22 protein-coding genes and 1 pseudogene are annotated in these 26,223 nt (G+C 60.3%); 6 read left to right on the top strand and 17 right to left on the bottom strand.

Annotation, left to right across the window (positions count from 1 at the left end):
* Both L904_RS06220 and L904_RS06215 read left to right on the top strand, forming a co-directional pair.
* A partial coding sequence (locus L904_RS06220) for an electron transfer flavoprotein subunit alpha/FixB family protein (protein ID WP_197416737.1) occupies positions 1 to 300 on the top strand: 300 nt, incomplete at its 5' end.
* 31 nt (positions 301 to 331) lie between these two features.
* Positions 332 to 520 carry a hypothetical protein gene (locus L904_RS06215; protein ID WP_020809081.1) on the top strand — a complete coding sequence of 63 codons (189 nt, stop codon included), beginning with the start codon at positions 332 to 334 and terminating at the stop codon, positions 518 to 520.
* A 249-nt stretch (positions 521 to 769) separates the two neighbouring features.
* Here the strand turns inward: L904_RS06215 and L904_RS06210 are convergent, their stop codons facing one another.
* Positions 770 to 1,132, bottom strand: coding sequence for a hypothetical protein (locus L904_RS06210; RefSeq protein ID WP_020809082.1), 363 nt, complete (start codon positions 1,130 to 1,132; stop codon positions 770 to 772).
* Positions 1,133 to 1,367: 235 nt separating this feature from the next.
* Between L904_RS06210 and L904_RS06200 the strand changes: the two genes are divergently transcribed.
* Positions 1,368 to 3,056, top strand: coding sequence for a dihydroxyacetone kinase family protein (locus tag L904_RS06200; protein ID WP_020809084.1), 1,689 nt, complete (start codon positions 1,368 to 1,370; stop codon positions 3,054 to 3,056).
* A 117-nt stretch (positions 3,057 to 3,173) separates the two neighbouring features.
* Here L904_RS06200 and L904_RS06195 read toward each other — a convergent pair whose 3' ends face one another.
* Positions 3,174 to 3,632 (bottom strand): Lrp/AsnC family transcriptional regulator, encoded by a 459-nt coding sequence (locus L904_RS06195; protein ID WP_003521846.1) that lies wholly within the window; start codon positions 3,630 to 3,632, stop codon positions 3,174 to 3,176.
* Positions 3,633 to 3,755: 123 nt separating this feature from the next.
* On the opposite strand from L904_RS06195, the gene L904_RS06190 reads away from it, so the two are divergent.
* The 3 genes from L904_RS06190 (at position 3,756) to L904_RS06180 (ending at position 7,240) form a co-directional block, all read left to right on the top strand.
* On the top strand, positions 3,756 to 5,039 hold the full coding sequence (locus tag L904_RS06190) for a cystathionine gamma-synthase family protein (protein ID WP_020809085.1): 1,284 nt from the start codon (positions 3,756 to 3,758) through the stop codon (positions 5,037 to 5,039).
* Between the two features lie 174 nt (positions 5,040 to 5,213).
* Positions 5,214 to 6,611 (top strand): cache domain-containing protein, encoded by a 1,398-nt coding sequence (locus L904_RS06185; protein WP_020809086.1) that lies wholly within the window; start codon positions 5,214 to 5,216, stop codon positions 6,609 to 6,611.
* Positions 6,608 to 7,240, top strand: coding sequence for a response regulator transcription factor (locus L904_RS06180; protein ID WP_020809087.1), 633 nt, complete (start codon positions 6,608 to 6,610; stop codon positions 7,238 to 7,240). Before L904_RS06185 ends, L904_RS06180 begins: the two co-directional genes overlap by 4 nt.
* A 63-nt stretch (positions 7,241 to 7,303) precedes the next feature.
* On the opposite strand, the gene L904_RS06175 is transcribed toward L904_RS06180, so the two are convergent.
* The 15 genes and pseudogenes from L904_RS06175 to L904_RS06105 form a co-directional block, all read right to left on the bottom strand.
* Positions 7,304 to 8,416, bottom strand: coding sequence for a TRAP transporter substrate-binding protein (locus tag L904_RS06175; RefSeq protein ID WP_020809088.1), 1,113 nt, complete (start codon positions 8,414 to 8,416; stop codon positions 7,304 to 7,306).
* Positions 8,417 to 8,483: 67 nt separating this feature from the next.
* On the bottom strand, positions 8,484 to 9,992 hold the full coding sequence (locus L904_RS06170; RefSeq protein WP_049832270.1) for a TRAP transporter large permease subunit: 1,509 nt from the start codon (positions 9,990 to 9,992) through the stop codon (positions 8,484 to 8,486).
* 15 nt (positions 9,993 to 10,007) lie between these two features.
* Complete coding sequence (locus L904_RS06165; RefSeq protein WP_020809090.1) at positions 10,008 to 10,556, bottom strand: TRAP transporter small permease subunit; 549 nt, start codon at positions 10,554 to 10,556, stop codon at positions 10,008 to 10,010.
* A gap of 222 nt (positions 10,557 to 10,778) precedes the next feature.
* Entirely contained in the window at positions 10,779 to 11,705 is a 927-nt protein-coding gene (locus tag L904_RS06160) for an MYG1 family protein (RefSeq protein ID WP_020809091.1), read from the bottom strand.
* A 157-nt stretch (positions 11,706 to 11,862) separates the two neighbouring features.
* Positions 11,863 to 13,038: an acyl-CoA dehydrogenase family protein gene (locus L904_RS06155; protein WP_020809092.1), complete on the bottom strand. Its 1,176-nt coding sequence runs from the start codon at positions 13,036 to 13,038 to the stop codon at positions 11,863 to 11,865.
* A gap of 113 nt (positions 13,039 to 13,151) precedes the next feature.
* On the bottom strand, positions 13,152 to 14,255 hold the full coding sequence (locus L904_RS06150; RefSeq protein ID WP_020809093.1) for an LLM class flavin-dependent oxidoreductase: 1,104 nt from the start codon (positions 14,253 to 14,255) through the stop codon (positions 13,152 to 13,154).
* Positions 14,256 to 14,363: 108 nt separating this feature from the next.
* Complete coding sequence (locus L904_RS06145; protein WP_020809094.1) at positions 14,364 to 15,497, bottom strand: LLM class flavin-dependent oxidoreductase; 1,134 nt, start codon at positions 15,495 to 15,497, stop codon at positions 14,364 to 14,366.
* Positions 15,494 to 17,212, bottom strand: coding sequence for an ABC transporter ATP-binding protein (locus L904_RS06140; protein WP_035262720.1), 1,719 nt, complete (start codon positions 17,210 to 17,212; stop codon positions 15,494 to 15,496). Before L904_RS06140 ends, L904_RS06145 begins: the two co-directional genes overlap by 4 nt.
* On the bottom strand, positions 17,191 to 18,036 hold the full coding sequence (locus L904_RS06135; RefSeq protein ID WP_035262723.1) for an ABC transporter permease: 846 nt from the start codon (positions 18,034 to 18,036) through the stop codon (positions 17,191 to 17,193). The genes L904_RS06140 and L904_RS06135 overlap by 22 nt, the downstream gene beginning before the upstream one ends.
* On the bottom strand, positions 18,033 to 19,043 hold the full coding sequence (locus L904_RS06130) for an ABC transporter permease (RefSeq protein WP_020812389.1): 1,011 nt from the start codon (positions 19,041 to 19,043) through the stop codon (positions 18,033 to 18,035). The genes L904_RS06135 and L904_RS06130 overlap by 4 nt, the downstream gene beginning before the upstream one ends.
* Positions 19,044 to 19,081: 38 nt before the next feature.
* The gene (locus L904_RS06125) at positions 19,082 to 20,737 is read right to left on the bottom strand and encodes an ABC transporter substrate-binding protein (RefSeq protein ID WP_020812388.1); all 1,656 of its coding nucleotides are present in this window, start codon (positions 20,735 to 20,737) and stop codon (positions 19,082 to 19,084) included.
* Between the two features lie 336 nt (positions 20,738 to 21,073).
* Positions 21,074 to 23,479 (bottom strand): molybdopterin guanine dinucleotide-containing S/N-oxide reductase, encoded by a 2,406-nt coding sequence (locus L904_RS06120; protein WP_020812387.1) that lies wholly within the window; start codon positions 23,477 to 23,479, stop codon positions 21,074 to 21,076.
* A gap of 38 nt (positions 23,480 to 23,517) precedes the next feature.
* A complete protein-coding gene (locus tag L904_RS06115) occupies positions 23,518 to 24,894 on the bottom strand; it encodes an FAD-binding oxidoreductase (protein ID WP_035262724.1) in 1,377 nt (458 codons plus the stop codon).
* A 114-nt stretch (positions 24,895 to 25,008) separates the two neighbouring features.
* Entirely contained in the window at positions 25,009 to 25,611 is a 603-nt protein-coding gene (locus tag L904_RS06110; protein WP_020812386.1) for a 2-hydroxychromene-2-carboxylate isomerase, read from the bottom strand.
* 12 nt (positions 25,612 to 25,623) lie between these two features.
* Positions 25,624 to 26,192, bottom strand: a pseudogene (locus L904_RS06105) (TetR/AcrR family transcriptional regulator).
* Positions 26,193 to 26,223: the final 31 nt, after the last annotated feature.

Genomic DNA, 26,223 nt, shown 5'->3' with positions numbered 1-26,223 from the left:
CAAGTCATCCTTCCCGTCGCCGACAAGCTGGGTGCCGCCGTTGGCGCCAGCCGTGCGGCTGTCGATGCCGGTTATGCGCCGAACGACTGGCAGGTGGGCCAGACCGGCAAGGTGGTTGCGCCGCAGCTTTACATCGCCGCCGGCATCTCGGGCGCCATCCAGCATCTGGCCGGCATGAAGGATTCGAAGGTCATCGTCGCCATCAACAAGGATGAAGAAGCGCCGATCTTCCAGGTGGCCGACTACGGCCTCGTCGCAGACCTCTTCGAGGCGCTGCCGGAACTCGAGAAGGCGCTGTAATTTCATCATGCCAGCCTGGAGGATTGCCGGAATGAAAATGCCATTTCAGATCAGCATCGATCATGCCGAGCAAATTCGAAGAAATGAAATCGCACCCGCCGTTGATCAAGCGAAGAAGCCGTCCCAAAACCGTAACTTGCCTGACAGGAAATGTGAGGGAATGCCGCAGGGTTTGCTCGCCCGCATCCGTCGATTTCTCAAGCATGTATTTTTGGACTGACCGCGCGAAATGACAACTCAGTGCATTGCGTCCGAACGCGAAGCGATTGAATTCGACGTTGTGATCGTTGGTGCGGGTCCTGCGGAGGCACCTGCCACTCTGACAACGGGAGCGGGTAATGCAGGGTTTCCGATCCGCCGGCGGCTTGCAACGACTTAATGTCGCTGTTTTCAGCTATCCGAAATCTCTTCGTCCCGTTGCAACACAAACGCTCCGTACTGTCACCGGCAGGAACCGCCTCTCCTGATTTCAGGCTTCGACAGCTTCGCTGACATCATCCAGAAGAAAGTGCACGATCACATAGCGTGTCGTGTATTTCTGACCGCTATCGGAGACGCTTTCGATGCTGCCGCCGTCGGAGGGATGCCATTTTTGGTAGTGGGGGTTGTTGGCGATCAGCGTAATCGCCTTGTCAGAGAACCTGCCGTTCAGCCGGTAGCGGGCCTCTGCGAGATGCCAGATATTTTCAAAATCCTGCTGGCTGATCCGGGCTTTCAAGGCCTTTCTGGATATTGTTTTTCCGGGCGAGCCATCGTCATGTGCCGCCGATGGAATATGTAGGTCAACCTCTTCTGCACCGTCCAGCAGAAACGCAAATTCGTCTGGCCACATCCGTCTCACGTATCGCTCCTCCCAAAGCTTACCGCCCTACAGCGCCATCATGATAGCGCCTCCGTCGCGAGAGGCAATGGCGGATATGCACCTGTGTTTCCCTCGCACGCCTTCAATCGATGTCGCGAGTGCGAATGCCCGGAACTTGAAATTGGTCGGAAGATCGTGCTTGTTCACGGTCAGCAGGGCACGTGCGCGTCCCCGCCGGCCAACGAACTGCATCGAGGAGTAAGGCATGAAGAAGCTCATCAACGATCCAGCCACCGTTGTGCGGGACATGCTCGAAGGCGTGGTGGCCCTCAGCCCCGCGACGGTCCTGCTTGCGGATGAGAATGTCGTTATCCGGTCTGGCCTTCTGGCTCCGGAAAAGCGCAGGGTGGCGGTGCTGTCGGGCGGTGGCAGTGGCCATGAACCAGCCCATGCGGGTTATGTGGGCGCGGGCATGCTCACCGTTGCGGTGGCAGGCGATGTCTTCACCTCGCCGAGCACCGATGCGGTTCTTGCCGGCATCAGGGTTGCGGCCGGACCCGCCGGCGCTCTGGTTATCGTCAAGAACTACACCGGCGATCGGCTGAATTTCGGATTGGCGGCCGAACTGGCACGGGCTGAAGGAATTCCGGTCGAGATCGTGGTCGTCGCCGATGACGTTGCGTTGAAGGACACAGTTCCCGACGATCGCCGCCGGGGTATTGCAGGCACAGTGCTTGTGCATAAGCTCGCCGGCGCGGCCGCGGAGCAGGGGCTTCCGCTTCAAGAGGTGGCCCGCATCGCGCGGGAAGCCACTGGGAAATTGTCCTCCATGGGAATATCGCTGGGGTCCTGCACGCTCCCTGCCGTCGGCAGGCCGGGCTTCGTCCTTGGCGACGCTGAAATCGAAGTCGGACTCGGCATCCATGGCGAGCAGGGCGTCCGGCGGATGTCCATCGCATCGGCGGACGAGCTTGTGAAGCTGGTCCTCGAGACGATTGAAGCCGATGGCAAGCTGAAGAGCGGAGACCGGGTTGCGCTTCTGGTCAACGGACTGGGATCGACGCCGCCAATGGAACTTGCGGTCGTGGCGCGATCCGCCGTCGCACGCCTGGAAGCAAAGGGCGTCGTGGTCGAACGGGCATGGGCGGGTACCTTCCTCTCTGCCCTCGACATGCCCGGCTTTTCCCTGTCGGTCATGCATGTGGACGACGCAATGCTCAACCTCATGGATGCGCCAACCGATGCCGGCGCATGGCCGCGCGGCGGTGCGGTGAACCGCAACCGCGTCTTGCCTTCGGCAGACGTTAAGAAGAGCGAGACTGTGGAAACCAGAATAACAGCCGCCGGTGAGCGACTGCGTTCCGCCGCGGAGCGGGTCGCCCGAGCCCTGATCGTCGCAGAGCCTAAACTGACGCAGCTCGACAGTGTTACGGGCGACGGTGACCTTGGAACAAGCATGGTGCGAGGTGCCGAAGCAATATTGGCGCTGCCCGGGGAGAGCTTCGCAGATGTGTCCGGTGGATTGATGGCGATGGCGAATGCAATGCGGAAGGCAATCGGCGGAAGCTCAGGCCCCTTTTACGCCACGGGCCTGATGCGCGCTTCGCGCCATCTTGCCGGGATCGAAAAGCCGACGGCCCAACAGATGGCGGAGGCGTTCGTGGCTGCCGTTCTTGCCGTCTCGGAACTCGGTGGTGCGAAACCGGGGGACCGTACGATGATAGATGCGCTTCATCCGGCGGCAGAGACGTTTCGGGACAAGCTCGCAGCCGGAGCTTCGGCCGACGTGGCCTGGCGATCCGCCTCGGCGGCAGGCGTTGCAGGCGCCGAGGTGACGGCGTCGATGAGGCCGCGGCTCGGGCGCGCGAGCTATCTTGGCGAGCGGGCTATAGGACATCCCGATGCGGGAGCGGTCGCCGTCAGCATCTGGCTTGAAGCAATCGGGAACGATTAGCGCCGATGGGCGGCGGGCCGGAACAGGCATGCGCCGCCCGGGCACCTCTAGAACCCTGCAATGCCGAGCGTTGCGGGAGCCGGATGAGAAAGCGGATTGCCGCCGTGGCCGCGACGCTCAGATGCGCCGCGCCTTGATCGTGTTCATGACGAAGCTGGTCTCGATGGTTTCCACGCATTTCAGCTTTGCAATCTTGTCCTTGATGAAACGCTCGTAATCCTCCAGCCCACCGCACATGACCTTGAGCATGTAGTCTCTCGGACCCGTGACCAGATGACATTCGAGAACCTCGTCCCAGTCAAGCACGGCCGCCTCGAACATCCGGATTTCGTCATCGTGCTGGCGGCTGAGGCGGACGGACGCAAGGGCGGTCATGGTCCATCCCTCGATTGCCGGATTGATGATCGCGGAGTACCCTTTGATGGCGCCCATCTCCTCCAGGCGTCGAAGCCGCCGCAGGCACGCCGATGCCGACAGTCCGACCCGCTCGGCAAGTTCGTTGTTCGTGATCCGCGCATCGGCAGACAATTCCTTGAGTATCCGCCTGTCGATCGGGTCTGCAATTTTTTGCGACATAAATGACCGTTCTCCGCAATATATTGCTTCATGAGACAACTCGACGCTTCAGAATGCAAGGTATTTTGGTTTCACTGCGTGTAACCTGCAGGTAGTTCAACGCCAGCTGAGGGATCATCGGAAATGACCGCGCCGCATCCGTCCAAAACCCATATCGGCAACCACGCTCTCCATCCTGAAACCCAGATGCTCAATTATGGTTATGATCCGGAATTGTCGGAGGGCGCCGTAAAGCCTCCCGTGTTCCTGACATCGACCTTCGTTTTCAAATCGGCGGAAGACGGGCGCGACTTCTTCGACTACGTCTCCGGCCGTAAAGAACCGCCCGAGGGCAGGGGCGCGGGCCTCGTCTATTCGCGCTTTAACCATCCGAACAGCGAGATCGTCGAGGATCGTCTTGCGGTTTATGAGCGCACGGAGAGTTGTGCGCTGTTCTCCTCGGGCATGTCCGCCATTTCGACGACGCTTTTCGCCTTCGTGCGGCCCGGTGACACCGTGCTCCATTCCCAGCCCCTGTATGGCGGCACGGAGACGCTGCTGGCCAAGACCTTCCATAATTTCGGCGTCTCGGCAGTGGGGTTCGCCGATGGTGTCAGCGAGACCTCGGTGATGGCTGCGGCAGAAGAGGCGATGGCGAAAGGCAGGGTCTCCGTCATCCTCATCGAGACCCCCGCCAATCCGACAAACAGCATTGTCGATATTTCGATGATGAGCCGGGTCTCCGACGTGATCGGTAAAAGACAGGGGCACAGGCCGATCATCGCCTGCGATAATACGCTTCTCGGCCCGGTGTTCCAGCGGCCCATCGAATACGGTGCGGACATCTCGCTCTATTCGCTGACGAAATATGTTGGCGGGCATTCCGACCTCATTGCCGGGGCAGCGCTCGGCCGGAAGGATGTCATGAAACAGGTGAAGGCATTGCGTGGAGCAATCGGCACGCAGCTCGATCCGCACTCGTGCTGGATGCTCGGACGTTCCCTTGAGACGCTGCAAATCCGGATGGAGCGGGCGGACAGCAACGCCAGGGTCGTGGCGGAATTCCTGAATGCGCATCCCAAGGTCGAGAAAATCCATTACCTGCCGTTCAGCGATCCGGCATCCGCGGTTGGCAGGGTGTTTGCCGCCCAATGCTCCGGCGCGGGATCGACCTTCTCTTTCGACATCGTCGGCGGGCAGGCCGCCTCTTTCAAATTCCTCAATGCGCTCAACATATTCAAACTCGCGGTAAGCCTCGGCGGCACGGAGTCTCTTGCCTCTCACCCCGCAACGATGACGCATTCGGGAGTTCCTGCCGATGTCCGCCAGCGCATCGGTGTGCTGGATTCCACGATCCGGCTGTCAATCGGCATCGAACATCCCGATGATCTTGTCGCCGACCTGACCCTTGCCCTGGATCAGGCCTGACGAAAACGGGAACGCCGCTTACCCCACGCGCCACAGAAATGGATTGAAAGCCGCCCTCAGCTTACAAACCTGGATAGGTCACGCAAGGTCGCGTCGCGCGGCTCGCTTTCCAACGTCGCCGATTTGCGGCATTAAGTGTTGTGAAGTGTGCAAGATGAATGTGTTGGGGGGCGCATGAAACTCAGGAGCCAGATTCTCGCATTGGCCATCGGGCCTCTCGTTCTTGCGATTATCGTCATCACAGCGCTGATTACGTGGCAGTCCATGACGCTGGCGCGCACGAGCATCGATGCGTTCGAACGCAACATGCTCGCTGCAAAGGAGGCTGAACTCCTCAACCTCACCAATCTTGCCCTTTCGGCGATCCGCTCGGTTTATGACAGGGCAGGACCTGATGACGAGGCCGCGAAGGAAGAGGTCAAGCGCATCCTGACCGGCCTTGACTATGGTACTGACGGCTATTTCTTCGTCTATGACTATGACGGGCTGAACGTGGTCCATCCGCGGCAGAATTTCCGACCGGGGAACAACTGGCTTGATCTCCACGATCCCGATGGCAACCGGGTGATCTACGATCTGATCGTCGAGGCGAAAAAGGGGGGAGGGCTGGTCCAGTACAAGTGGGAAAAGCCTTCCACCAAAAAAATGGCCGACAAGCTTTCCTTTGCGGCCGGCCTCGACAAATGGCGCTGGATGATCGGTACCGGCGTTTACCTCGACGACGTTTTTGCGACGACGGCGGCGGCGAAGGAGGAGTTGCGGCATTCGATCACCTGGAACTTCCTGATCGTCGCCCTGTTTGCGGTTCCCGCCGTATTGCTGGTGTTTGCCACCTGCATGCTGCTCAATCTGCGCCAGCAGCGGCTGGCGGATGGCCGGCTCAAGGAATTGATGCAAAGGATCATCGATACCCAGGAGGAGGAGCGTCTGCGCATTGCCCGGGAGCTGCATGACGGCATTTCCCAGAATCTCGTCGGCGTGCGTTTTGCGATCGATCTCGCGCGGCGCAAGGTCACGCCGGATAATGTCGGCGCTGTCGAGGCAATCGGCAAAGGCGCCATTGCGCTGAACGAAGCGATCAAGGAAGTCCGCCGCATCTCCCACGATCTTCGCCCGCGTGTTCTCGACGATCTGGGGCTGACGGCGGCTCTGGAATCCCTGATCTCGAGTTTTTCCGAACGCACGGGAATTGCGGCGACGCTTGAATCCGTGGCCTTCAAGCATATGCTTGTCCCGGAGGCACGGGTTGCGCTTTACCGTGTCGCACAGGAGGCGCTGACCAATATCGAGCGCCATGCCGGCGCGACGCAGGTCGCCATCCGGTTCTCCAGTCGCGATGAACGGGTCCAGATGGATGTCAGCGACAATGGCCGCGGCTTTCCGGCCGTTCGGACAGAAAACGGGATGCCTGCAAGCAAGGGGCTCGGTTTGAGAAACATGCAGGAACGCATGACGCATTTCGGGGGCAGGCTGGATGTCGAAAGCTCCGCCAGGGGAACCGTTCTGCGGGCGGTGTTGCCCATCACCGCCATGAAGGATCGCAATAGCGGCTTACAGGAGGCCGCCGAGTGACCGTTCATCCGATCCGTGTGTTGTTGATCGACAACCATCCTCTGGTTCTGGATGGGTTGAGGGCCGTTCTCGAGACTTACGAGCATCTCGAAGTCGTTGGAACCGCGGTGTCCGCCATGGCCGGTATCGACGCGGCTGTCGCCACGCGGCCCGATGTGGTGCTGATGGATATCAACATGCCGCAGATCAATGGCATCGATGCCCTGGAGCTGTTCAAGGAAAAGCAGCTTTCCGCCCGGGTGCTGATGCTGTCGATGCATGACAGCCGGGAATATATATCGACCTCGGTCATGTATGGCGCGGCCGGTTACATTCTGAAGGATGTGGCGACCGAAGAAATAGTCGCCGCAATCGAAACCGTGGCTGCCGGCGGCACCTATTTTTCCTCTGGCGTTCGCGATGTGCTGATGGAGGGGTCTTCCGGCAGGCTGAAGGCGCTGACGACACGCGAGCAGGAGGTTCTGCTGCTGATCGCGCGCGGAAAGAGCAATCGCGATGCTGCCCTGGCGCTCGACATCGCCGAGCGCACGATGGAAACCCACCGCAAGAATATCAAGAGGAAACTGGATATAGCGACGACCGCCGGTCTCATCCGCTATGCGATCGATAACGGGCTTATCAAAGAATAGCCGCTAAGGGCTTGAGGCCCCGGAATGTCGCCATCCAGGGGCCTCGGTAAAGTCTATGTCGGCTTATTTGCCGGCCGTCTGCATGGCATAGCCGTAGCTGTCATAGGTATATTCGGCGACGCGGAACCATTCGAAGCTCTCGTCGCGGAATTTCTTCCAGCCCGGATAGATCTTGGCCCATGCGGGATGCTTCTGGGTGTACTCGTCATAAAGCTCGAAGGTCGCCTTGTAGGCGGCGTCGAGCACATCGCGGGGCAGCGGGCGAAGCTGCGTGCCCTTGGAAACCAGCGAGCGGATCGCATCCTTGTTCTTGACGTCGTACAGCGCCTGCATGTTGATGTTGGCGGCCTTGCAGGCGGTGTCGAGCGCTGCCTTGTATTCATCAGGCAGTGCTGCATATTGGTCCTTGTTGACGAAGAAGTGGATCGTCAGCCCACCTTCCCAGAACGCGGGATAATAGTAATAAGGCGCGATCTGGTAGAAGCCGAGCTTTTCGTCGTCATAGGGACCGACCCACTCCGCGGCATCAATGGTGCCCCGCTCCAGCGCCGGATAGATGTCGCCACCCGGAAGCTGCTGCGGCACCGCGCCAAGCTTGGCGAGCACCTGTCCGGCGACGCCGGCAATACGCATCTTGAGGCCCTTGATATCCTCGATGCTCTTGATCTCCTTGCGATACCATCCGCCCATCTGGGCGCCCGTCGCTCCACCGGGAATGCCGATGACGCCGTAGTCGGAAAGGAATTCGTTGTAAGCCTCGTTGCCGCCGCCGTGGTAGAGCCATGCGTTCTGCTGGCGGGCGTTCAGGCCGAAGGGGATGGTCGAACCGATGGCGAATGTCGGATCTTTCCCGGTGAAATAGTAGCCGCAGGTATGGGAAATCTCGACGGTATTGGCTTTTACGGCGTCGATGGCCTGCGCGCCGGGAACGATTTCACCCGCCTGGAAGACCTGAATTTCGAACTTGCCGCCCGTAATGGCCTTCAATGCATTGGCCATGACGACGGCGCCGCCATAGATCGTGTCCAGATTGTTCGGGAAGCCGGACGTGAGACGCCAGCGAACGGTTGGCAAAGACTGGGCTATGGCGGGTGTCGCAAGTGCCGAAGCAGCCGCAGCCGCCCCTGCAAGTACGCCGCCCGACAAGAGTTGTCTGCGACCTGGGTTGACCTTCATAGATTACCTCCTCCTATTGAACGTCAGCGATTTTGTTGCGGCGGGCGCTTTTGCGCCCGGCCGAGTGTCAGGGGGTGGCCGGCTTTCCGAAGCTCGGTGCGCTGTTGCCAGGCGCCAGGAAAGGATTGGCGAAGGGATCGGCGTCCGTGCCTGCGCCGGGCATCGGTACATTGATATGGACGGCGGAAGGATCGACCTGCTTGGCGCCTGACTTGTAGTGCATCACGATGCCGGGGAAGGCGATGATGATGACGACCATCGTCAGCTGAATGAACAGATAGGGGATGGCGCCCAGATATATCTGGGACGAGGTGACCGGCTGGATGGTCTGTCCCGTGATCCGGTCCTTATAGGCGCGCGTCGGTGCGACGGACCGCAGGAAGAACAGCGAGAAACCGAAGGGCGGGTGCATGAACGACGTCTGCATGTTGACCGCCAGCATCACGCCAAACCAGATCAGGTCGATGCCAAGCGCATCGGCGACCGGCGCCAGCAGCGGGATGATGATGAAGGCCAGCTCGAAATAATCGAGGAAGAAGGCCAGGAAAAAGACCAGCAGGTTGGCGACGATCAGGAAGCCGATCTCGCCGCCCGGGATCGATGTCATCAGATGCTCGACCCAGACGTGGCCGTTCACGCCATAGAAGGTCAGGGAAAATACGCGCGCGCCGAGCAGGATGAGCAGCACGAAGGACGACAGCTTTGCCGTGGCGTGGAGCGATTGCTGGATCAGGCCGAAATTGAGCTTGCGGTTGGCAAGCGCAAGGGCAAGCGCCCCGACGGCACCCATGGCCCCGCCTTCCGTGGGAGTGGCGATCCCGAGGAAGATCGTGCCGAGCACGAGGAATATCAATACGAGCGGCGGCACCAGCGAGGTGATGACCTTGAGCAGCAGCTTGGTGCCGCGCAGGGTCCGCGCCTCCAGCGGCAGGGCCGGAACTTTCGTGGGGCTGATGATCGAGGTCACGATGATATAAAGCGCATAGGCCGCCACGAGCATGAGACCCGGAACGAGCGCGCCCTTGTACATGTCGCCCACCGAACGGCCGAGCTGGTCGGCCAGCACGATCAGCACGAGGCTGGGCGGGATGATCTGCGCCAGCGTGCCGGAAGCCGCGATCGTGCCGGCGGCGACCTTTCGGTCATAACCATAGCGCAACATGATGGGAAGCGAGATGAGGCCCATCGAGATAACCGAGGCGGCGACGACGCCGGTGGTTGCGGCCAGAATTGCCCCGACGAAGATCACGGCAAACGCAATGCCGCCGCGGACCGGTCCAAACAGCTGGCCGATCGTGTCCAGCAAATCCTCCGCCATGCCGCTCTTTTCAAGAATGAGCCCCATGAAGGTGAAGAACGGTATAGCCAGCAGCGTTTCGTTCGACATCTGGCCGAATATGCGATCGGGAATGGCCTGGAACAGCGTCGCCGGCAGCAGGCCGAGTTCTATCCCGATGAAGCCGAAGAAGAAGCCGACGAAGGCTAGCGCGAAGGCCACGGGATAGCCGAGCAAAAGCACGATGATGAGCGCCGCAAACATGATGGGCGCGAGATTTTCCGCAATGAATGCCATTATTGTTTTTTCCTTCGATCAGAGCATTGCCGCCGCGGCGTCAGCCTCTGCAACGGGATCGGGGATATCGCCGCGCAGGATCGCGACGCGCTTGATGAGTTCCGAAACGCCCTGAATGGCGAGGAGGCTGAAGCCAATCGGTATCAGCGCCCAGACGGGCCATTGAATGAGACCGCCCGTGTTGTTTGAGACTTCACCGGAAGCGAGCTTCTGCAGAAACACCGGCCAGGAGAGATAGACCGTGATGAGGCAGAAGGGCATGAGAAAGAAGATGGTCCCGAGTATGTCGACCCACAGCTGCCCTTTGCGCGGAAGATTTCCGTAGACCAGATCGACCTTCACGTGCTCGTTGTTAAGAAGCGTGTAGGCGGCGGCGACCAGAAACACGGCAGAAAACAAATACCACTGCGATTCGAGCCAGGCGTTGGAACTCATCGAAAACGCCTTGCGCATGACGGCATTGATGGCGCTGATGAAAATAGCCGCGAGAAGCAGCCAGGAAATGCCTTTGCCAATGGCTGCATTGGCGGCATCGATGGCGCGCGAAACGGCCAACAGAAACTTCATGATATCCTCCCCGAAAGCGGCCGCGTACTCCTCAATACGTGTGTGACCGCCATAATTCGGGCAGGATAACCACGGTGGCCTGACGCTCAAGGGCGCGCGCCGGCGAATTTCCTCAGACGTACCGAGAACTGGGTATGGGCGAGATCAAAACCCGCATCCGGGCTTAATTTCGCCTCCCGCTGCCGGCCCAAATGCGTGGTTGCATGGTCGGCTACCATGTCACTATTTGGCTGCGGTCGCCTCTTTTACCGCCAGCTCCGCCATGGCGAGTGCCGCCTCGCGGGTTCTGGCCGCCGCGACAAATCGGCCGTTGTGGCAAAAGCTCGCGCCTTCGACGCCGCAAACCGCTTCTAGATCTTTGTCCGTCAGGCCGGCCCAGGCCGCCGGCAGATCCGCCCGCAGCTCAAAGCCTTCATCCGCGCGGCGGATGCCCGTCAGGCACCAGTCGTTGTTGCGTGGATGAACGACGAAGAGCAGATGGTCGGCGCCCGCCTTCTTGATGGCGGGCCGAAACGGCATTCCCATCGGCAGTTCCAGAATATGTCCGTCGCCGGCATCCACGATAGCCCGGCTCACGAGCGCTTCAGCCCGCAATTTCGCGGCGCTGTTGGCAATCTTTGCCTCCACGAAGCTGCGGGCGATGGCCAGCGCCGCGTGGAAACTGCGATTGTCCGCTTCGGGATCTGTCTCGTCGAAAACAGGTTTCAGAGTTTCCAGCAGGACGGGCAGGGTCAGCCCGGCGAGTGCCCCCGCGGTCGAGGGGCTGAGCGCGCCATTGTCGACCAGATCGACCGGCAGCACGAAGCTCGCATCGAAAGAGGCGTGAACGGTTTCGATATGGTCTTCAGGAACGCCGAAGGCGGCAAGATAATCGCGGCCGAAATGCTTCCAGATCAGTCCGAACGAACTATAGGGCTGACCGTCCTCCCGCAACGGTGCGCCGCGCTGGTGGTGATCGAAGGCTCCCTTCGCCGCGTCATAAACACCGCCGACGTCATAGACGATGCGGTCTGCGTCGGGTGCGATCCATTCGGGCGCCCTGCTGCGGATCAGGCGTGCCTGCGGGAAAAGCCGGGTCAGCACGACGCTCGACAGCAGTTCGTCGGCATGGAAGCCACCGGAATGGGTGACGAGGAAGTCCGGGATCATGTCAGGATGCGCCTTGTTGCTTGCGGAAGCTCCGCCTGGGAGTGGCACCTGATACCCTTTGCCGGACGGCATCTCAACCCGCCATTCGCTATGGAGGCTAAAAGCAACGATATGCTGTACGTCGTGATCCGAAGGAAAGGCGGTTTGTCACCGCGTTTCAAGCCGTCTTCAGGATCGACAGGTTGGGTGCCGACCGGTCATTCTCGCTCGTTTTCCAGCGGTCAAAGGCGGCGCGTCCGAGAATGGCGACGGAGGTGTCCTCCTGGGGAGCATGGACGAGAACCGACTGGATATCGCGGAAATGCCGCTCGAGGCCGAGATCGGCGTTGAGGCCGGGATTGCCGATGCCGCGAACGGCTATCTGGACGGCGTCGCGGATTTGCCGGCCGGCGAGAAGCCGGGCCCTTATCAGGTGTTCCGCATCGCCGATATGGTTTGCGAGCGCGCCAAAGATGATCTGCCGGGCGCCGGAGACCAAAAGGTCGATCTCGCCCGAAAGCGTGACAAAACGTTCTGTCCGCGCAATGGCATGGCCCAGATTGGCGGGCACGCGTTCATGCGCGAAGCGAATGAACGCTTCCTGAGCGGCCTCAGCCGCGCCCAGATAGATTGCGGTCAGCGCAAGCGTCATCGCCGCGTGGCCGCGATTATCCTGCTGGGCAACGGAAGGATCAACGAGTTCCAGCACATTTTCTGCCGGGATTTCAACCTCGGTATATTCGACGTCGTGCGAACCGGTCGCCCGCATTCCGAGGCTCTTCCAGTTCTCTATGATCCTGATGCCGGGCAGGCCATTGGGCACGACGAAGGTGCCGACGCGAGCCTGAGCCTCGTCGGTGTGCGCCCAGACGAGGAAGTGCGTGAGGCCGTGCGCGCCCGTCACGAAGCGCTTGCGGCCCGTGATCGACCAGCCATTCGCCGTCCGGTGCGCACGCGTGGCCGGCAATCCGCCACGGGCCGGCGAGCCCAGCTCGGGCTCCACACGGGCGGCGTTCAGCAGCAGTGGCTGGTGTTTGGCCCTGGAAAGAAGGTCCCTGTAAAGCCCGTCGGGCCAATGGTCCTTTGCTGCCTGTCCCAGATGCGTGAAGATCGTCATCGCGCTGATGAGCGCCACAGAGGGATCGCCGCGTCCCAACGCCGCCAGAATATGGGCTGCGGTACTCAAGGTTCCTCCCGGGCCGCCGTAACGCGTGGCCACGGTGCTCTCGAGAAGTCCAGCCTGATGAACGGCGCGAATACCGGTCCAGGGAAACTGACCGGTCTGATCCGCATCCGGTGCGGCTTCGGAAACGGCGCGCACGGCGGCGTCAAGTGCGGTGGGATCGTAGGACATGCGGTAACGGCTTTCTGAAGGTCGGCGGGCGGGATCATCCGTTGCGGGCGTGGATGATCCCTGTCCTGTAAGAAGAGGTGGATGGGTCCGACGGCGTGGCCGGACCGCCGTGATCAGGCGGCTGCCTTCTTCTTTGCCTCTTCGCGCTCACGAATGCCCTCGCGGACGAGGGGCAGGATGTATCGCCCGTAGTCGACGGCATCGTTATAATTGTCGTATCCACGGATCGAAATCAGATCGGCGCCGAGATCGATATAGTCGAGAATGGAGTCGGCGATGGTGCGCGGCGATCCGACCAGAGCGGTTGTTGCGCCGCTTGCATTGGTCGCGGTGACCGTCGGATACCACAGTGCGCGGTCATGGACATCGCCACGTTTGGCGATGTCGAGCAGGCGCTGGGAGCCGATATTGGCGGGTGGTGTTGCGTTGACCGGCGCGCGAGAAAGACCCTTCTGGCGGTTCTCGTTCAGACGGTCGAGAACCCTGTGCGCCTTATCCCAGGCCAGCTCATCCGTTTCAGCCACGATTGGCCGGAAGGTAACCCAGATGCGCGGGCGATCGGTTCGTCCGGCTTTTGCGGCCTCGGCATAGATGCGGTCGATCTGCTGCTTGGTTTCAGCCAGCGGTTCGCCCCAGAGGCCGAAAATGTCGCACAGCGAGCCGCCGATACGATAGGCGGCATCCGACGAGCCGCCGAGCGAAATCGGGATCAGGCCGTTGGTGGGGCGCACGGCGCTGCGAAACTGCTTGAACTGGTAATATTTGCCGTCGAAATCGAAGGGTTCGGTCGAGCTCCAGGCAAGGCGGAGAACGCGGATGTATTCTTCCTGGCGTTCGTAACGCTCTTCCTTGTTGAGGAAATCTCCCTCACGCGCCTGCTCCTCGTCGCTGCCGCCCGCGATGAAGTGGACGACGACGCGCCCGCCGCTCAACTGGTCGAGCGTGGCGAGGGATTTGGCGGCAACCGTCGGATAAACGGTGTTGGGCCGGAGCGCGACGATGATCTTGATGTTCTTCGTATGCGCAAGCACCGTCGCGCCCAGTGTGAAGGGATCGAATGAGGAAGAGGAATAGGGGATGAGCGTGTAGTTGAACCCGTAATCGTCCAGCGCACGCGCATAACGTTCCAGGAAGAGCGGATCGACCGGAGCATCCGGGATGGGGTTCAGATCATTGGACGCGTTGGGAAAGCTGACGCTGATGAATTCCGCAGCCATGGGAGCTCCTTGGTGTTTCTGGGTGTCGGGTAAAAGCTAAAGCCGGCATGGCATATGAGGAAGACAGGTCTTTCTATTTCTATGGAAAATGTAGAAAATATTGCCTGACTATGCTGGCGGTCTAGAACCCTGGATTGCCGCCTGTTCCGGTCCTTGGTGATCGGAAGCGGGTTTCCACCCAAGAGAGGGGGCAACCGTTGTCGCAAGATCGGTGAGCAATCTTATGTTTTCGGACAGTCCGAAAGCGGGAGGCAGAAACAGGACGAGTTCATCTGCGGCTGCCAGCCCCGGGTCGCTCAACACCGCCTCTATGACCGCATCCGGTGTGCCTTGAAAGACAGGAGAAATCAGCGCGCCAACCGGCTGGCCGGCAGGAGCCAGCGCACCCTTTGGCCGTGAGGCGGCAATTCCCGCCGTGCGGCGCTCAAGATCGTAGGCCGCGTACTTCTCTCGCAGTTCCGGAGTGGTGCCGACCAGAACGGAAGCTGCAACGGCGACCGGCGGCGGCGTCGTTTTCCAGATGCGCAGCCAATGGGTGCGATAGGCGTCGATGATCCGCGCCTGATACTGACCGAAAGTCTCGCCTTCGGCCTGATCGTGAAGGACGGTTCCTGAAATCAGGCCGATCCCGAGTTCGGCGGCCTGTATCGCTGAATCGAGGCTGGCGGAGCCCTGGCGGATACGGCTGCGAAGGGTGGGGCTATGTGGCGTTACCCGCAACTCGGCTCCCGCAGGCGCGCCCGTGTCCCGCTCCGTAACGATGTGCAGAACATCGCCGGCAATGGCGGCGAGGAAGCGCGACTGGCGCCGCTTTGCCTCTGTCCGGGCATCGGTGTCGACGGTTCCGAAAACGGCGTCGAAGGCGCCGTTGGCTCCAGTCGAAATGGCAAGTTCGAGCCGTCCGTCGATCAAAAGGTCGGTCGTTCCCGCTGCTTCGGCCAAAAGGATCGGGTCCTGATAACGCATCGGGATGACGGCGGAGCCAAGTGTGATGTGCCGCGTATGCTGGCCGACTGCCGCAAAGAAAGGTAACGGGGAAGAAAGATAATGGTCGAAGTGACGCTGATAGGCCCAGCCTGACTGATAACCCAGCCTTTCCGCCTGCCTGAACAATTCTATGCCCTGCCGCAACCCCTGTGCCGGACCGTCATCGTCGTTGAACGACACCCGCGTATTGAAGCCAAGCCGCTGTTTCGGTCGAAACAACCCGGGAAGGTCACGGGAAGCTGCTGCAATATTCATGCGAGTTGCTCCTTGCGCAGAGCGTGCCGGACCGCGGGAACGCGAACCGTCCCGGCAATGCCCGACGGGATGGAGTTCAGCAGGGACGCGGTATATTCGTGTCTCGGATTGCCGAAAATCTCGGTGACGGCTCCATGCTCGACGATGCGTCCCCGCTGCATCACCGAAACGCTGTGCGCAAGTTGCCGGACCAGGGCGAGGTCGTGCGAAACGAAAACATAGGTCAGGCCGAGCTTGGCCTGCAGCGACAGCAGAACCTCGACAATATCCGCCTGCACGCTGACATCGAGAGCGGATGTGGGTTCGTCCAGCACGATCACATCCGGTTTGAGGACCAGCGAACGGGCGATTGCCACACGTTGCCGCTGCCCGCCGGAGAGGGCCGACGGTTTGCGCTCCAGGAGGTGCTCGCTCAAACCGACATTAGCGAGAGCTTCCCGTACCCGCTCGGAGCGCTCTTTCGGCGTCCCGATCTCGAACCGGTCGAGTGGTTCACGCACAAGCTGCCCCACCTTCCATGTCGGGTCGAGTGACGTAAACGGGTTCTGGTAAACCAGCTGAAGATGCCGCCAGACGGACCGGAGCGAAGCCCGGCTTTTGCTCGTGACGGTCTCGTCGGCAACCGTGATCGTGCCGCTTTCAGGCTCTTCGAGCCCCAGCAGCAGGCGGATCGTCGTGGTCTTGCCGGAGCCGGATTCGCCGACGAGGGCATGGGTTGTGCCCGCCGGAACCGTAAACGAAATATCGTCCACCGCCGTCAGGGTTTTGCCATCGACGGTGAAGCGCTTGGTGACGCCGCTGACGGCGATCTTTGGCGATTTGTCGCTCTCGAGAAGGCTGAACCCCGGATCGCGGAACCTGGCGTAACGCTCCGGGTTGAGCGCGGGCACGTCGCCATGGAGCTTTTTGGCGTAGGGTGAGGAGGGGGAGGAAAAAACGGCCGACGTCCTGCCTGCTTCCTGCACGACGCCGTTCTTCAGCACGACGAGATTGTCTGCCCTCTCCGCCGCTATTGCGAGGTCGTGGGTAATGAGAAGCAGGCTGATATTCAGCTCATCCCGAAGGCGGGAGAGAAGATCAAGGATGCGCTTCTGGATCGTTACGTCCAGCGCCGAAGTTGGCTCGTCCGCCACCAGCAGTGCAGGACGGGGCAATATTGCGAGCGCGATCAGCACGCGTTGCAACATCCCGCCGGACAGTTGATGTGGATAGGAATCGTAGACCCGTTGCGGATTGTCGAGACCCACCTTGGCGAATGTTTCGAGAATAAGTGTCTTGCGGATCGAAGGGTTGACCTCTTCCGTCAGCGCTGCGGCCTCCAGCGCCTGCGAGCCGATTGTTCTCACGGGATTGAGAGAGTTGCCCGGATCCTGCGGCACGAAACCGATTTCACGGCCGCGAAACGGCCTGAAACGGCGTTCCGGCAATGCGAGAATGTTCTGCCTGTCGAAAACGACCTGACCCGTGGCGTTCGCACCGTTGGGAAGAAGCCGCAGCACGGCTTTCGCGATTGTCGATTTTCCAGAACCGGATTCCCCGATGAGGGCAAGGCTTTCGCCACGCCCGATTTCGAAACCGACATTATGGACGACCTCCTGCCGCCCGTAGGAAACGGCGAGATTTTCGACCGCGAGGAGGGGCGTCGCGTGTTGTGGAGACGCTGCCACGAACTCGGGAAGGATTGGCGCTGTTTTCAGTGCGATTTGCGAAGCCATCGGCTGATCCTGTTGACAGAGAGGACGGTCACGATCGTAACGAACGCGGGCGCATAAACGAGCCAGGGCCATTTGAGGTAGTCCTTGCCGATTGAAATCAGCAGGCCCCAGTCGGAAGAAGGCGGAGGGTCGCCGTAGCCGAGGAAGGCGAGGCTGGCGATCACCAGAATGGACTCGCCGAATTGCAGCACGGCAAGCGGCAGCATCGAGCGGGATGCATTTGGAAGGACGTGTCTCAGAACGATGTAGCGGCGCGAGCCCCCCAGCAGAAAGGACGCCTCCACGAAGGTCGCCTGACGGGTTTTGATGACCTCGGAGCGAGCCACGCGGGCGAAGAAGGCGATGGCTGATATGCCTGTCGCAATCGCCGCATTGATCGTTTCGAAGCCGATGGCCGTGACGATGATGACCGCGAGCAGGAACTTCGGGATAGACAGCAGCACGTCGACAAAACGCGCAAAGACGATATCCACCCAGCCGCCGAAAAATCCGGCGAGCAAACCGATCACCCCGCCGATGAAGACGCCGATGACGACAGCGACCAGGGCGCTCGATACGGATGATGCTGTGCCATAAACGACCCGTGTATAGAGATCGCGCCCCAGATGATCGGTGCCGAACCAGTGCGCAAAACTTGGCGCAAGAAGCTTGTCGGCCGGAACGCCGTTGATCGGGCTCTGGCTGGTGAACAGTTGCGGCGCAATCGACCAGGCGACGACGATTGCGATGACGAGGAGGGAAAGGGCGACGGTTGCAGTGATGTTGAGAGCTCTCAGCTTCTCGAACGGATTGCTGCCGGAGACCGGGCTGGAGATAAGGCTCATGGCTTGGCCCCCGTTTCAAGGCCAAGCGGCGTGTCGTCGATGGTTGCCAGGCGACGTTTTCGGCCAACGATAATTTTCACCCGCGGATCGAGCAGCGGATAGAGAAGATCGGCGATAAGGTTGACGACGACGAACACCACGGCTCCCATCGAGACGATGGCCTGCAGGACCGGCAGGTCCTGCGTGCTGACGGAGCGCTGTACGAGACTGCCGATGCCGGTACGGCCGAACACGGTTTCCGTGATCAGCGAGTTGCCCAGAAGCTCGCCCACGGTCAGGGCGATAACGGTTACCACCGGTAGCGAGGCGGGCTTGAGCAGATGTGTCGTGAAAAGCCTTCTCGGCCCGATGCCGCGGCTGCGGGCAACCGCCGCGTAATCCTGCTCCGCTTCATGATCGAGATTGGCGATCAGGACTTCCGCGATCTGCGCGGAAAACGGTATGCCAATGGTGATCGCTGCAAACAGCGTCGCCCAGAAGCTGTCGGGCTCGATGACCCGGAACAGCCTGAGCTGAAAACCGAAGAGATGGATCAGAAACAGTCCGATGACGAAATTGGGTGTCGACAGGAACAGCGAGGGGAAGGCTCGCAGCAATCCTTGCCCATATCGTTTCGGTACGACCTGCGTGCCATAGGCAACGGCGAAGGCGAGGATCAAGGCGACCGTCAGCCCGGCGGAGGCCAAAACCAGCGTCGATGGCAGCACCTCGGCAATCAGGGTCGTGACGGGTCGATTGGAGCGCATGGAAATGCCGAGGTTGCCCGTCAGGAATGCCGACAGGGAGTGCCAGAGCTGCACGATGATCGGCCTGTCCAGCCCCTGTGCAGCAATGATTTCGGCGATCTCCTGCTCGGTGAAACCGTTCTGCGGGTTGCGCAGAACGCTGGTGATCGGGTCGCCGGGCAAAACGCTGACGACCACGAAGGTGAAGACATAGGCCAGAAGGATGACGACGATCGCCTGGCCGAGCCGCTTTGCGGCGTAGGTTAGGTAGGCATTGCTCATGCCGTCACCTCCTTGACGTTACTCGGTGGGTGCTGGCCTCATTCGGCAATGAACGCTGTGTAATAGCTGGCGTAGGCGACACCGTTATAGACTTCGCCCTTCAGCTTCGGTGACTGCACGTAAATGCGCTGAACGATTTGCGTGCGCGGTATGAAGTAGCCCTGTTCGAGCAGATATTTCTGCAGGCTGTCCAGAAGCGGCTTTCGGTCTTCGACGGAACCTGCACCGGCGATTTTGTCGCGCAGATCGTTGAGCGTCGCATCGCGCTCATCGAGCGCAAACCAGTTCTCGCCATTGTTGGCGTTGGTCAGGATGCTGGCGACGGTGCCGGCGTCGATGAAGCTGCGCGTGACTTCATATGCGGGAACTGCGGCGCCGCCGAATTTGACCTTCTCGCCATAGGTTACGACATCATAGGCCCTGATGTTGACCTTCCATCCGAGCCTGCCAAGCTGCTGGGCAATCAGCTCATCGACGGATTTCGAGGTTGCCAGATAAGGATTGGAATGGATCGTCAATTCCAGCGGCTTGCCGTCTTTCACCCGAACGCCGTCCGCGCCCTTGACCCATCCGGCTTCGTCCAGAAGCTTCTCCGACTTGTCCGGGTTATAGGCGAGGAGATCGCTGTGATCTGTCGCGCCGGGGACGTTGCTCTGGATGAACGACGTCGCAAGCTTCCAGTCCTGCGTATAGACAGTGTCGATGATTTCCTGACGGTTGATGCCTGCCTGGAGCGCTTGGCGCACCTTCACGTCATCATAGGGTTGAAGCTTGGTGTTGACCGCCCAGCCGTTGACGAAGCCGAGGTAACGCGGGGTCGCGACGGTGAAACCTTCCTCCTTGAGCGATTTCAGCTCCTGGGGCGAGGCATTGTAGGCGACGTCTGCCTGACCGGACTGAACGGAAGCGACGCGAAGGGACGGCTCCGAAACCAGCTTGTAGGTGATGGTATCGAGATAGGCGGGTCCGGTATGGCCGACTGCGGCCGGACCCCAATTATAGTCCTTGCGCTTGACCAGAGTGACATGATCGCCCTCTTTCCACGACTCCACCACGTAAGGTCCGCTGCCGGCGGTCTTGCTGAGGTCGGCCTGCTGGCCGGCAGGCTGCGCGATGCTCTTGGGAGAGATCAGGATGGAGCCGTGATAACCAAGGGTTGGAATGAAACCGAGCGTTGGCTTCTTGAAGAATACCTTGACTGTCGTGGCATCGACCGCCTCGGCGTGATCGTAGGTCTTGGGGAAGAGGCCGATCGGGTTGATCCCCTCGTTCTTGCGGCCGGCATACCAGATGTCGAGATTGGCGACGACAGCCTTCGCGTCCAGCGGTTCGCCATCCGAGAAAGTCACCCCGCTCTTCAAGTGAAGGGTGAATTCCGTTGCGGTGTCGTTCTGCTCCCAGCGTTCGGCGATCCATGGGCTGACTTTACCTTCCGCATCGACGTAAAGCAGCTTGTCCGTCACATGCCCCCAGATGTGGCCCTGGAAACTGGAGATGGCGCTGTTGTTTGGGATCCAGGTGTCGCCCAGTGAATCGATCAGAAATGTGATGTCACCGCCATCGCGCGGCGTATCCGCCGCCAATGCGCTCAGAGGTGCCGCTGTCGATAAAAACAGCGAGGCGGAGACTGCCAGAGAGGCCGTGAAAAGCAGCCGGCGACGCGACAGGGAGAATGAGAAAGAACGTCTTGTCATGATATGATCCTGAAAAATTCAAAGTTTTTTCGTTGCAATTTCGGCATCTCCTGCGGACGCACATGCGGCTACCTTCATTGGCAGCAGGCATGTCAAACCCTTGCCGCGTCGGCCTTTCAGCCAAGCGGGAGAATGCTTGAATTCATTGGGCGGTCGGGTTGGGCGTCGCGAGGGTTAGCGAGCGGCTCGTGGGAGTTCGCTTGGCTGAGGAGCGCGCCCGCTTCTACATATTCCAGTCATGACGCGGTCCCTCGTTGCGTGTTTATCTTGCCCATAAACTAGCAGCCGGGCGTGAGGGAGAAAGACTGGTTATTCTTTTTCTATCGATTTAGTGAATTATTTTATCGCCATTTTGCCGACTGTTTGGATTGGCGTTTCAGACGCCCTTGAATTGCCGTCTCGCTCCGGCGGTCGATGGTGGCCTGGCGATGAAGACGCTTTGTTACGCGGCGCAAATGTCATGGCTTCGAAAACCCTGACGGGTGGCAAGTCGCCGGTGAAAAGCTCAATCTCCACCTTGGCGATCTGGCCGGTCGAACCCTGCGACAGTTTCGAAGTGCCGATGTCTCGGGTCAGGATATTGGGATTGCCATGGATGCAGATGGAATTGTCCACCACGGCATCCTGTGGCTCGAACCATGCGCCGGTGGCAAGCTGCATCACGCCGGGCATGACATCTTCACTGATGACGGCGCCAGCGAGACAGCTGCCGCGCGCATTAAAAAGCCTGACGACGTCGCCGTCAGATATTCCACGGGCCGAAGCGTCGGCCGGATGGATACGGACGGGCTCCCGATCCCTGATCTTGGTGGCACGGCTGAAATCGCCATAGTCCAGCTGGCTGTGCAGACGTTGATACGGCTGATTGCAGACGAGATGCAGGGGATGGAGGCGGGCATCATCGGGCGTCTCCATTCTTGGTGGATACCAGCGCGGATGACCTTTGCAGTCATCATATTCGAAGCTCTCGACAGTCTCTGAAAAGATTTCGATCTTTCCTGACGGCGTCGCCAGCGGCTTCGTTCCGGGGTCCTGAAGGAAAGCGCGCGCCGGGCCACCGTCGTCTGGCTTGACTGGAAGCAGCAGCTCCCCTCGCTTCCAGAAGGTTTCAAAGTCCGGTGCGTCGTGGCCGCCGGCCGCAAGCGCCTGGCGGGTCGTTTCGTACAGGAAGGCGAGCCATTCTCCGCTGCTGCGATTTTCGGTAAAGGCATCGAACCTGCCAAGTTCCCGCGCAATCCCGGCGAATATCTCATAATCGTCGCGTGCCTCGCCGACGGGGTCGATCAGCCGCTTCATGGCGATCATCAGGGGATCGCGATCGGCAGCGCCGATGTCGTCACGCTCAAGCGTGGTCGTGGCGGGCAGCACGATATCGGCATGTCGAGCGGTGGAGGTCCAGGCGGATTCGTGGACGATGATCGTTTCGGGACGTCTGAAAGCCGCCCGCAGCCGGTTGATATCCTGATGATGGTGAAATGGATTGCCGCCCGCCCAATAGACAAGCCGGATATCGGGATAACGAAGCACGTGCCCGTTGTAATGGAACTCGGCACCGGGATTGAGCAGCATATCGGCGATGCGTGCACAGGGAATATAGTCCGGCACGGGGTTTTTGAATTGCTGGAGCGTTGGCAAGGGAACGGCGAGCAGGTTCTTGCCGATATTGCCCAACGCGCCGAGGGAATAGGAAAATCCGCCGCCGTCCAATCCGATCTGGCCGAGCATGGCGGCAAGGACGATGCCCATCCACACCGGCTGTTCGCCATAATCGGCCCGCTGAAGCGAGTGACTGACCGTGATCAGGGTTCTCGAACCGGCCATCCTGCGCGCCAGCTTGCGGATCGTTTCCGGGGCGATGTTGCAGATCGCGGCCGCCCATTCGGGGCTTTTGTGCTGGCCGTCCTCCCTGCCAAGAAGATAGTTTTCGAACCGGTCATATCCAACCGTATAACGCTCCAGAAACCTCCGGTCGTGCAGTCCTTCCGTGACGAGGACGTGCGCAAGCCCGAGCATCATCGCCACGTCCGTACCGGGAGTAATAGGAAGCCACTCGGCACCCGCATCAGCGGGAAAATCGTCCGCCAGGGGGCTGACGAATGTGAAATGCGCACCGCGAGCGCTCGCGCCGGCCAGTTTCTGCCGAACGGTGTGCGTGCTGATCCCTCCGCCGTGGACATCGGCATTCTTGATCGCCATCCCACCGAAGGCAAGCACCAGCTCGCTGCTGCGTTCGATCGCATCCCAGGTCACGCTCTTGCGGTCGAAGCTGTCATACGGTCCAAGCACATGGGGAATTATGACCATGGCGGCGCCGGAACTATAGGTGTTGACGGACCGGACATATCCGCCAAGGACATTCAAGAAGCGGTGAATCTGGCTCTGTGCATGATGAAACCGGCCGGCGCTCGACCAGCCATAAGAGCCGCCGAATACCGCGCTCGGACCATGACGGTCATAGACCCGTCTCAGCTCATCGGCGACCAGCTTCGTCGCTTCGGTCCAGCTGACCTCGACGTAATCGTCAGCGCCGCGTCGCTGCGCGTGGCCGGTCTCGCGTTCAAGCCAGCCACGCCGGACGGCAGGCCGTCTGATGCGAACGGGGCTGTCGGCAATCGCCGGAAGATTGCCCAGCAGCGGTGATGGATGCGGGTCGCCGGGATGGGGCTCGATCTCCAGTCGCCCATTTGCAAGCCGTCCGGAGAATGCCCCCCAGTGGGAACTGTGAGTTTTGAAGGAATTCATCGCATGGCCTCACGATCATCGACTGCAAAGTGGCAATTCTAGTTCGGCAGGATTTTCCCGGGATTCATAATGCCGGCAGGATCGACCGCATGTTTGATGAGCGCCATCAGATCGACCGCCTCGCCATGTTCCTCGCGCAGATAAGCGATCTTCCCAGTGCCGACGCCGTGTTCTCCGGTCGAGGTGCCGCCGACAGACAGCGCATATCGCACCATCTTCTTGTTGATCGCCGCCACTTCGCCGAGCTCTTCCGCATTGCCGGGATCGACCGCGAAGACGACATGATAATTGCCGTCGCCGACATGGCCGAGGATAGCCGCCGGTACGCTGCAATCCTTTAGAAGTTCGCGGGTCTTCAATATGCAGTTGCTGAGCTGCGAGACCGGAACACAGACATCCGATGACCAGCCTTTGGCGTTTGGCCTCTGCGATACGACGGCATAAAACGCATTATGCCTCGCTTTCCAGAGACGATTGCGCTCTTCAGGCGCATTGGCCCACTCGAAATCCTTGCCGCCATGTTCTTCCACGATGGCGGATACCATGTCGACCTGCTCCTGAACGCCGGCGGGCGAGCCATGAAACTCGAAAGCCAACGTATCCTCGATCTTCAGGTCCAACCCGGAATAGGCGTTGACCGCCCTGATCAGGCCACGGTCCATAAGCTCCATGCGGGCGACCGGGATGCCAAGCTGCACGACCTGAATGGCAGCCGCCACAGCCTGTTCGACGCTCTCGAAAGAGCAGAGCGCGGCCGAGATGGTTTCCGGAATTCCGTAGAGACGCAGCGTTACTTCGGTGATGATCCCCAGCGTTCCTTCCGAGCCCACGAACAGCCGCGTCAGGTCATATCCGGCGGAAGATTTTCTGGCGCGGCCGCCGGTTCTGATAATCTGACCGGTCGGCAGCACCACGGTCAGCCCGAGCACGTTTTCCCGCATCGTTCCGTAGCGGACGGCATTGGTGCCCGAAGCGCGGGTTGCGGCCATGCCGCCAATCGAGGCGTTCGCGCCGGGATCGATGGGAAAGAACAATCCCATGTCGCGCAGATATGTGTTCAACTGCTCCCGCGTGACACCGGCCTCAACCGTGCAATCCAGATCGTCAATGCTGATACGGGCTATCTTCGACATGCGCGAAAGGTCGATCGAGACCCCGCCATTGAGAGCCGTCAAATGCCCCTCAAGCGAAGTGCCGGCGCCGAAAGCGATGACGGGCACCCCCTCCGCCGCACATAGCCGCACGATCTCGGATACCTCAGACGTGGTTTCGGCGAAAGCGACCGCATCGGGAAACACGGCTGCATGATGCGCTTCGCCGCGCCCATGCTGCTCGCGCAGTGTCAGTGACGTTGAAAGACGCTCCCCGAGGAGGTTCCGCAGCGATTGGATAAGAGGAGGTGAGAGGTCAGGCATGAGAAGATTCCATGGGAACCTGGCAGCAGAATGCTGCGACAGACTTCAAACATTGAAAGCGAAGCGCCCCGCCCGGTAAAACGCCGGGATTGTCTCCGCCTTCTTGCGGCGATATCAGGCGGCGAGCTTTTCGCCCCTGAGATGACGCTCGAGAAACGGAAGGCTGTCCTGTCCCCAGTAGAGTTCATCCTGATAGCGATAGGTCGGCACCCCGAACACACCGGCTGTCCTCGCCGCTTCGAAGCTGGCCTTTTGCAATGCTGCAACCGCATCGCTTTGGCCGTGCTCATCGAGGGCTGCAGCATCAAAGCCTGCGGCTGTCGCAATTGCCCGGCGGACGTCCGCCTTGCCGATGTCTTCACCGCGAACCCAGAAGGCTTCCTGAAGCGCAACTGCCAGCTTCAGCCAGTCCTCGCCGGTTTCGACGGCCGCGGCAACCATCAGGCCTGCCGGTGCGGGATCCGAGAGCGCGGCGCGATTGTCGAAATTCAGCACTTTTCCGCGCAATGCCGCCCAGCGCTTCAGATCCCTGATCCAGTAGGCGCGTCTGGCCTCCGGCCGGTTTCGCGAATAAATGCCGCCATTTTCCTCGATCAGCGGAATGACATGAGGGCGGATCGTGGCGCCCTGTTCTTTCGCCAGCGCAGCAAACGGTTCAAGACCGATGAAGGCCCAAGGAGAGCCGATGCTGAAAAAATAATCGATCGTCTTTGTCATTGTCTGCTGCTTTCAGTTGGGTTGATCGTTGGAGGCGGCCGTGTCGAAGACGGAGAGCGCACAGTCACGCGCAATCAGCACTGCTTTGGGATCGCGCCCGACGGCGACGGTCGCTAAGGCCCCTTCGTAGAGAAGCGAAAGATGGGCGGCGGCAATCTCCACGGTGCTGCCGGCTCTTGCCAGAACAGCGGCAAACACGTCCCTGACCTTCGCCTTATGGCGCGCGCGACGACCACGACGCGCTCGGATTCGCCATGTTCCGCAACCGCAAGAGCGAAGGCGCAGCCGCGAAAATCCGGGCTGTCGGCCTTTTCGTGGAGCTGCTCGAAGATCAACCGGATCTGCTCTTTCGGAGCCATGTCCGCATCCAGCACTTTCTGAAGCGAATAAATCACGCGCTCATGACGCGCTTCCAGATAGGCCGCAACGAGGTGATCCTTCGACGGGAAATGCCGGTAGAGCGTCGCCTTCGCAACATTCGCTTCTTCGATGATCCGATCTATGCCGACAGCCCGGATGCCCTCGCGATAGAAGAGCGTGCCGGCGGCGGCGAGGATATGGTCTGATATGGCTTCTCGCATTATCGTTTCACACTGTCGTTTCAAAAGTCGC

This window comes from Agrobacterium sp. LY4 (assembly GCF_001526585.1).
Taxonomy (GTDB): domain Bacteria; phylum Pseudomonadota; class Alphaproteobacteria; order Rhizobiales; family Rhizobiaceae; genus Agrobacterium; species Agrobacterium leguminum.
Note: the sequence above shows the minus strand (reverse complement) of the source record. Positions and strands in the feature narration are given on the sequence as shown.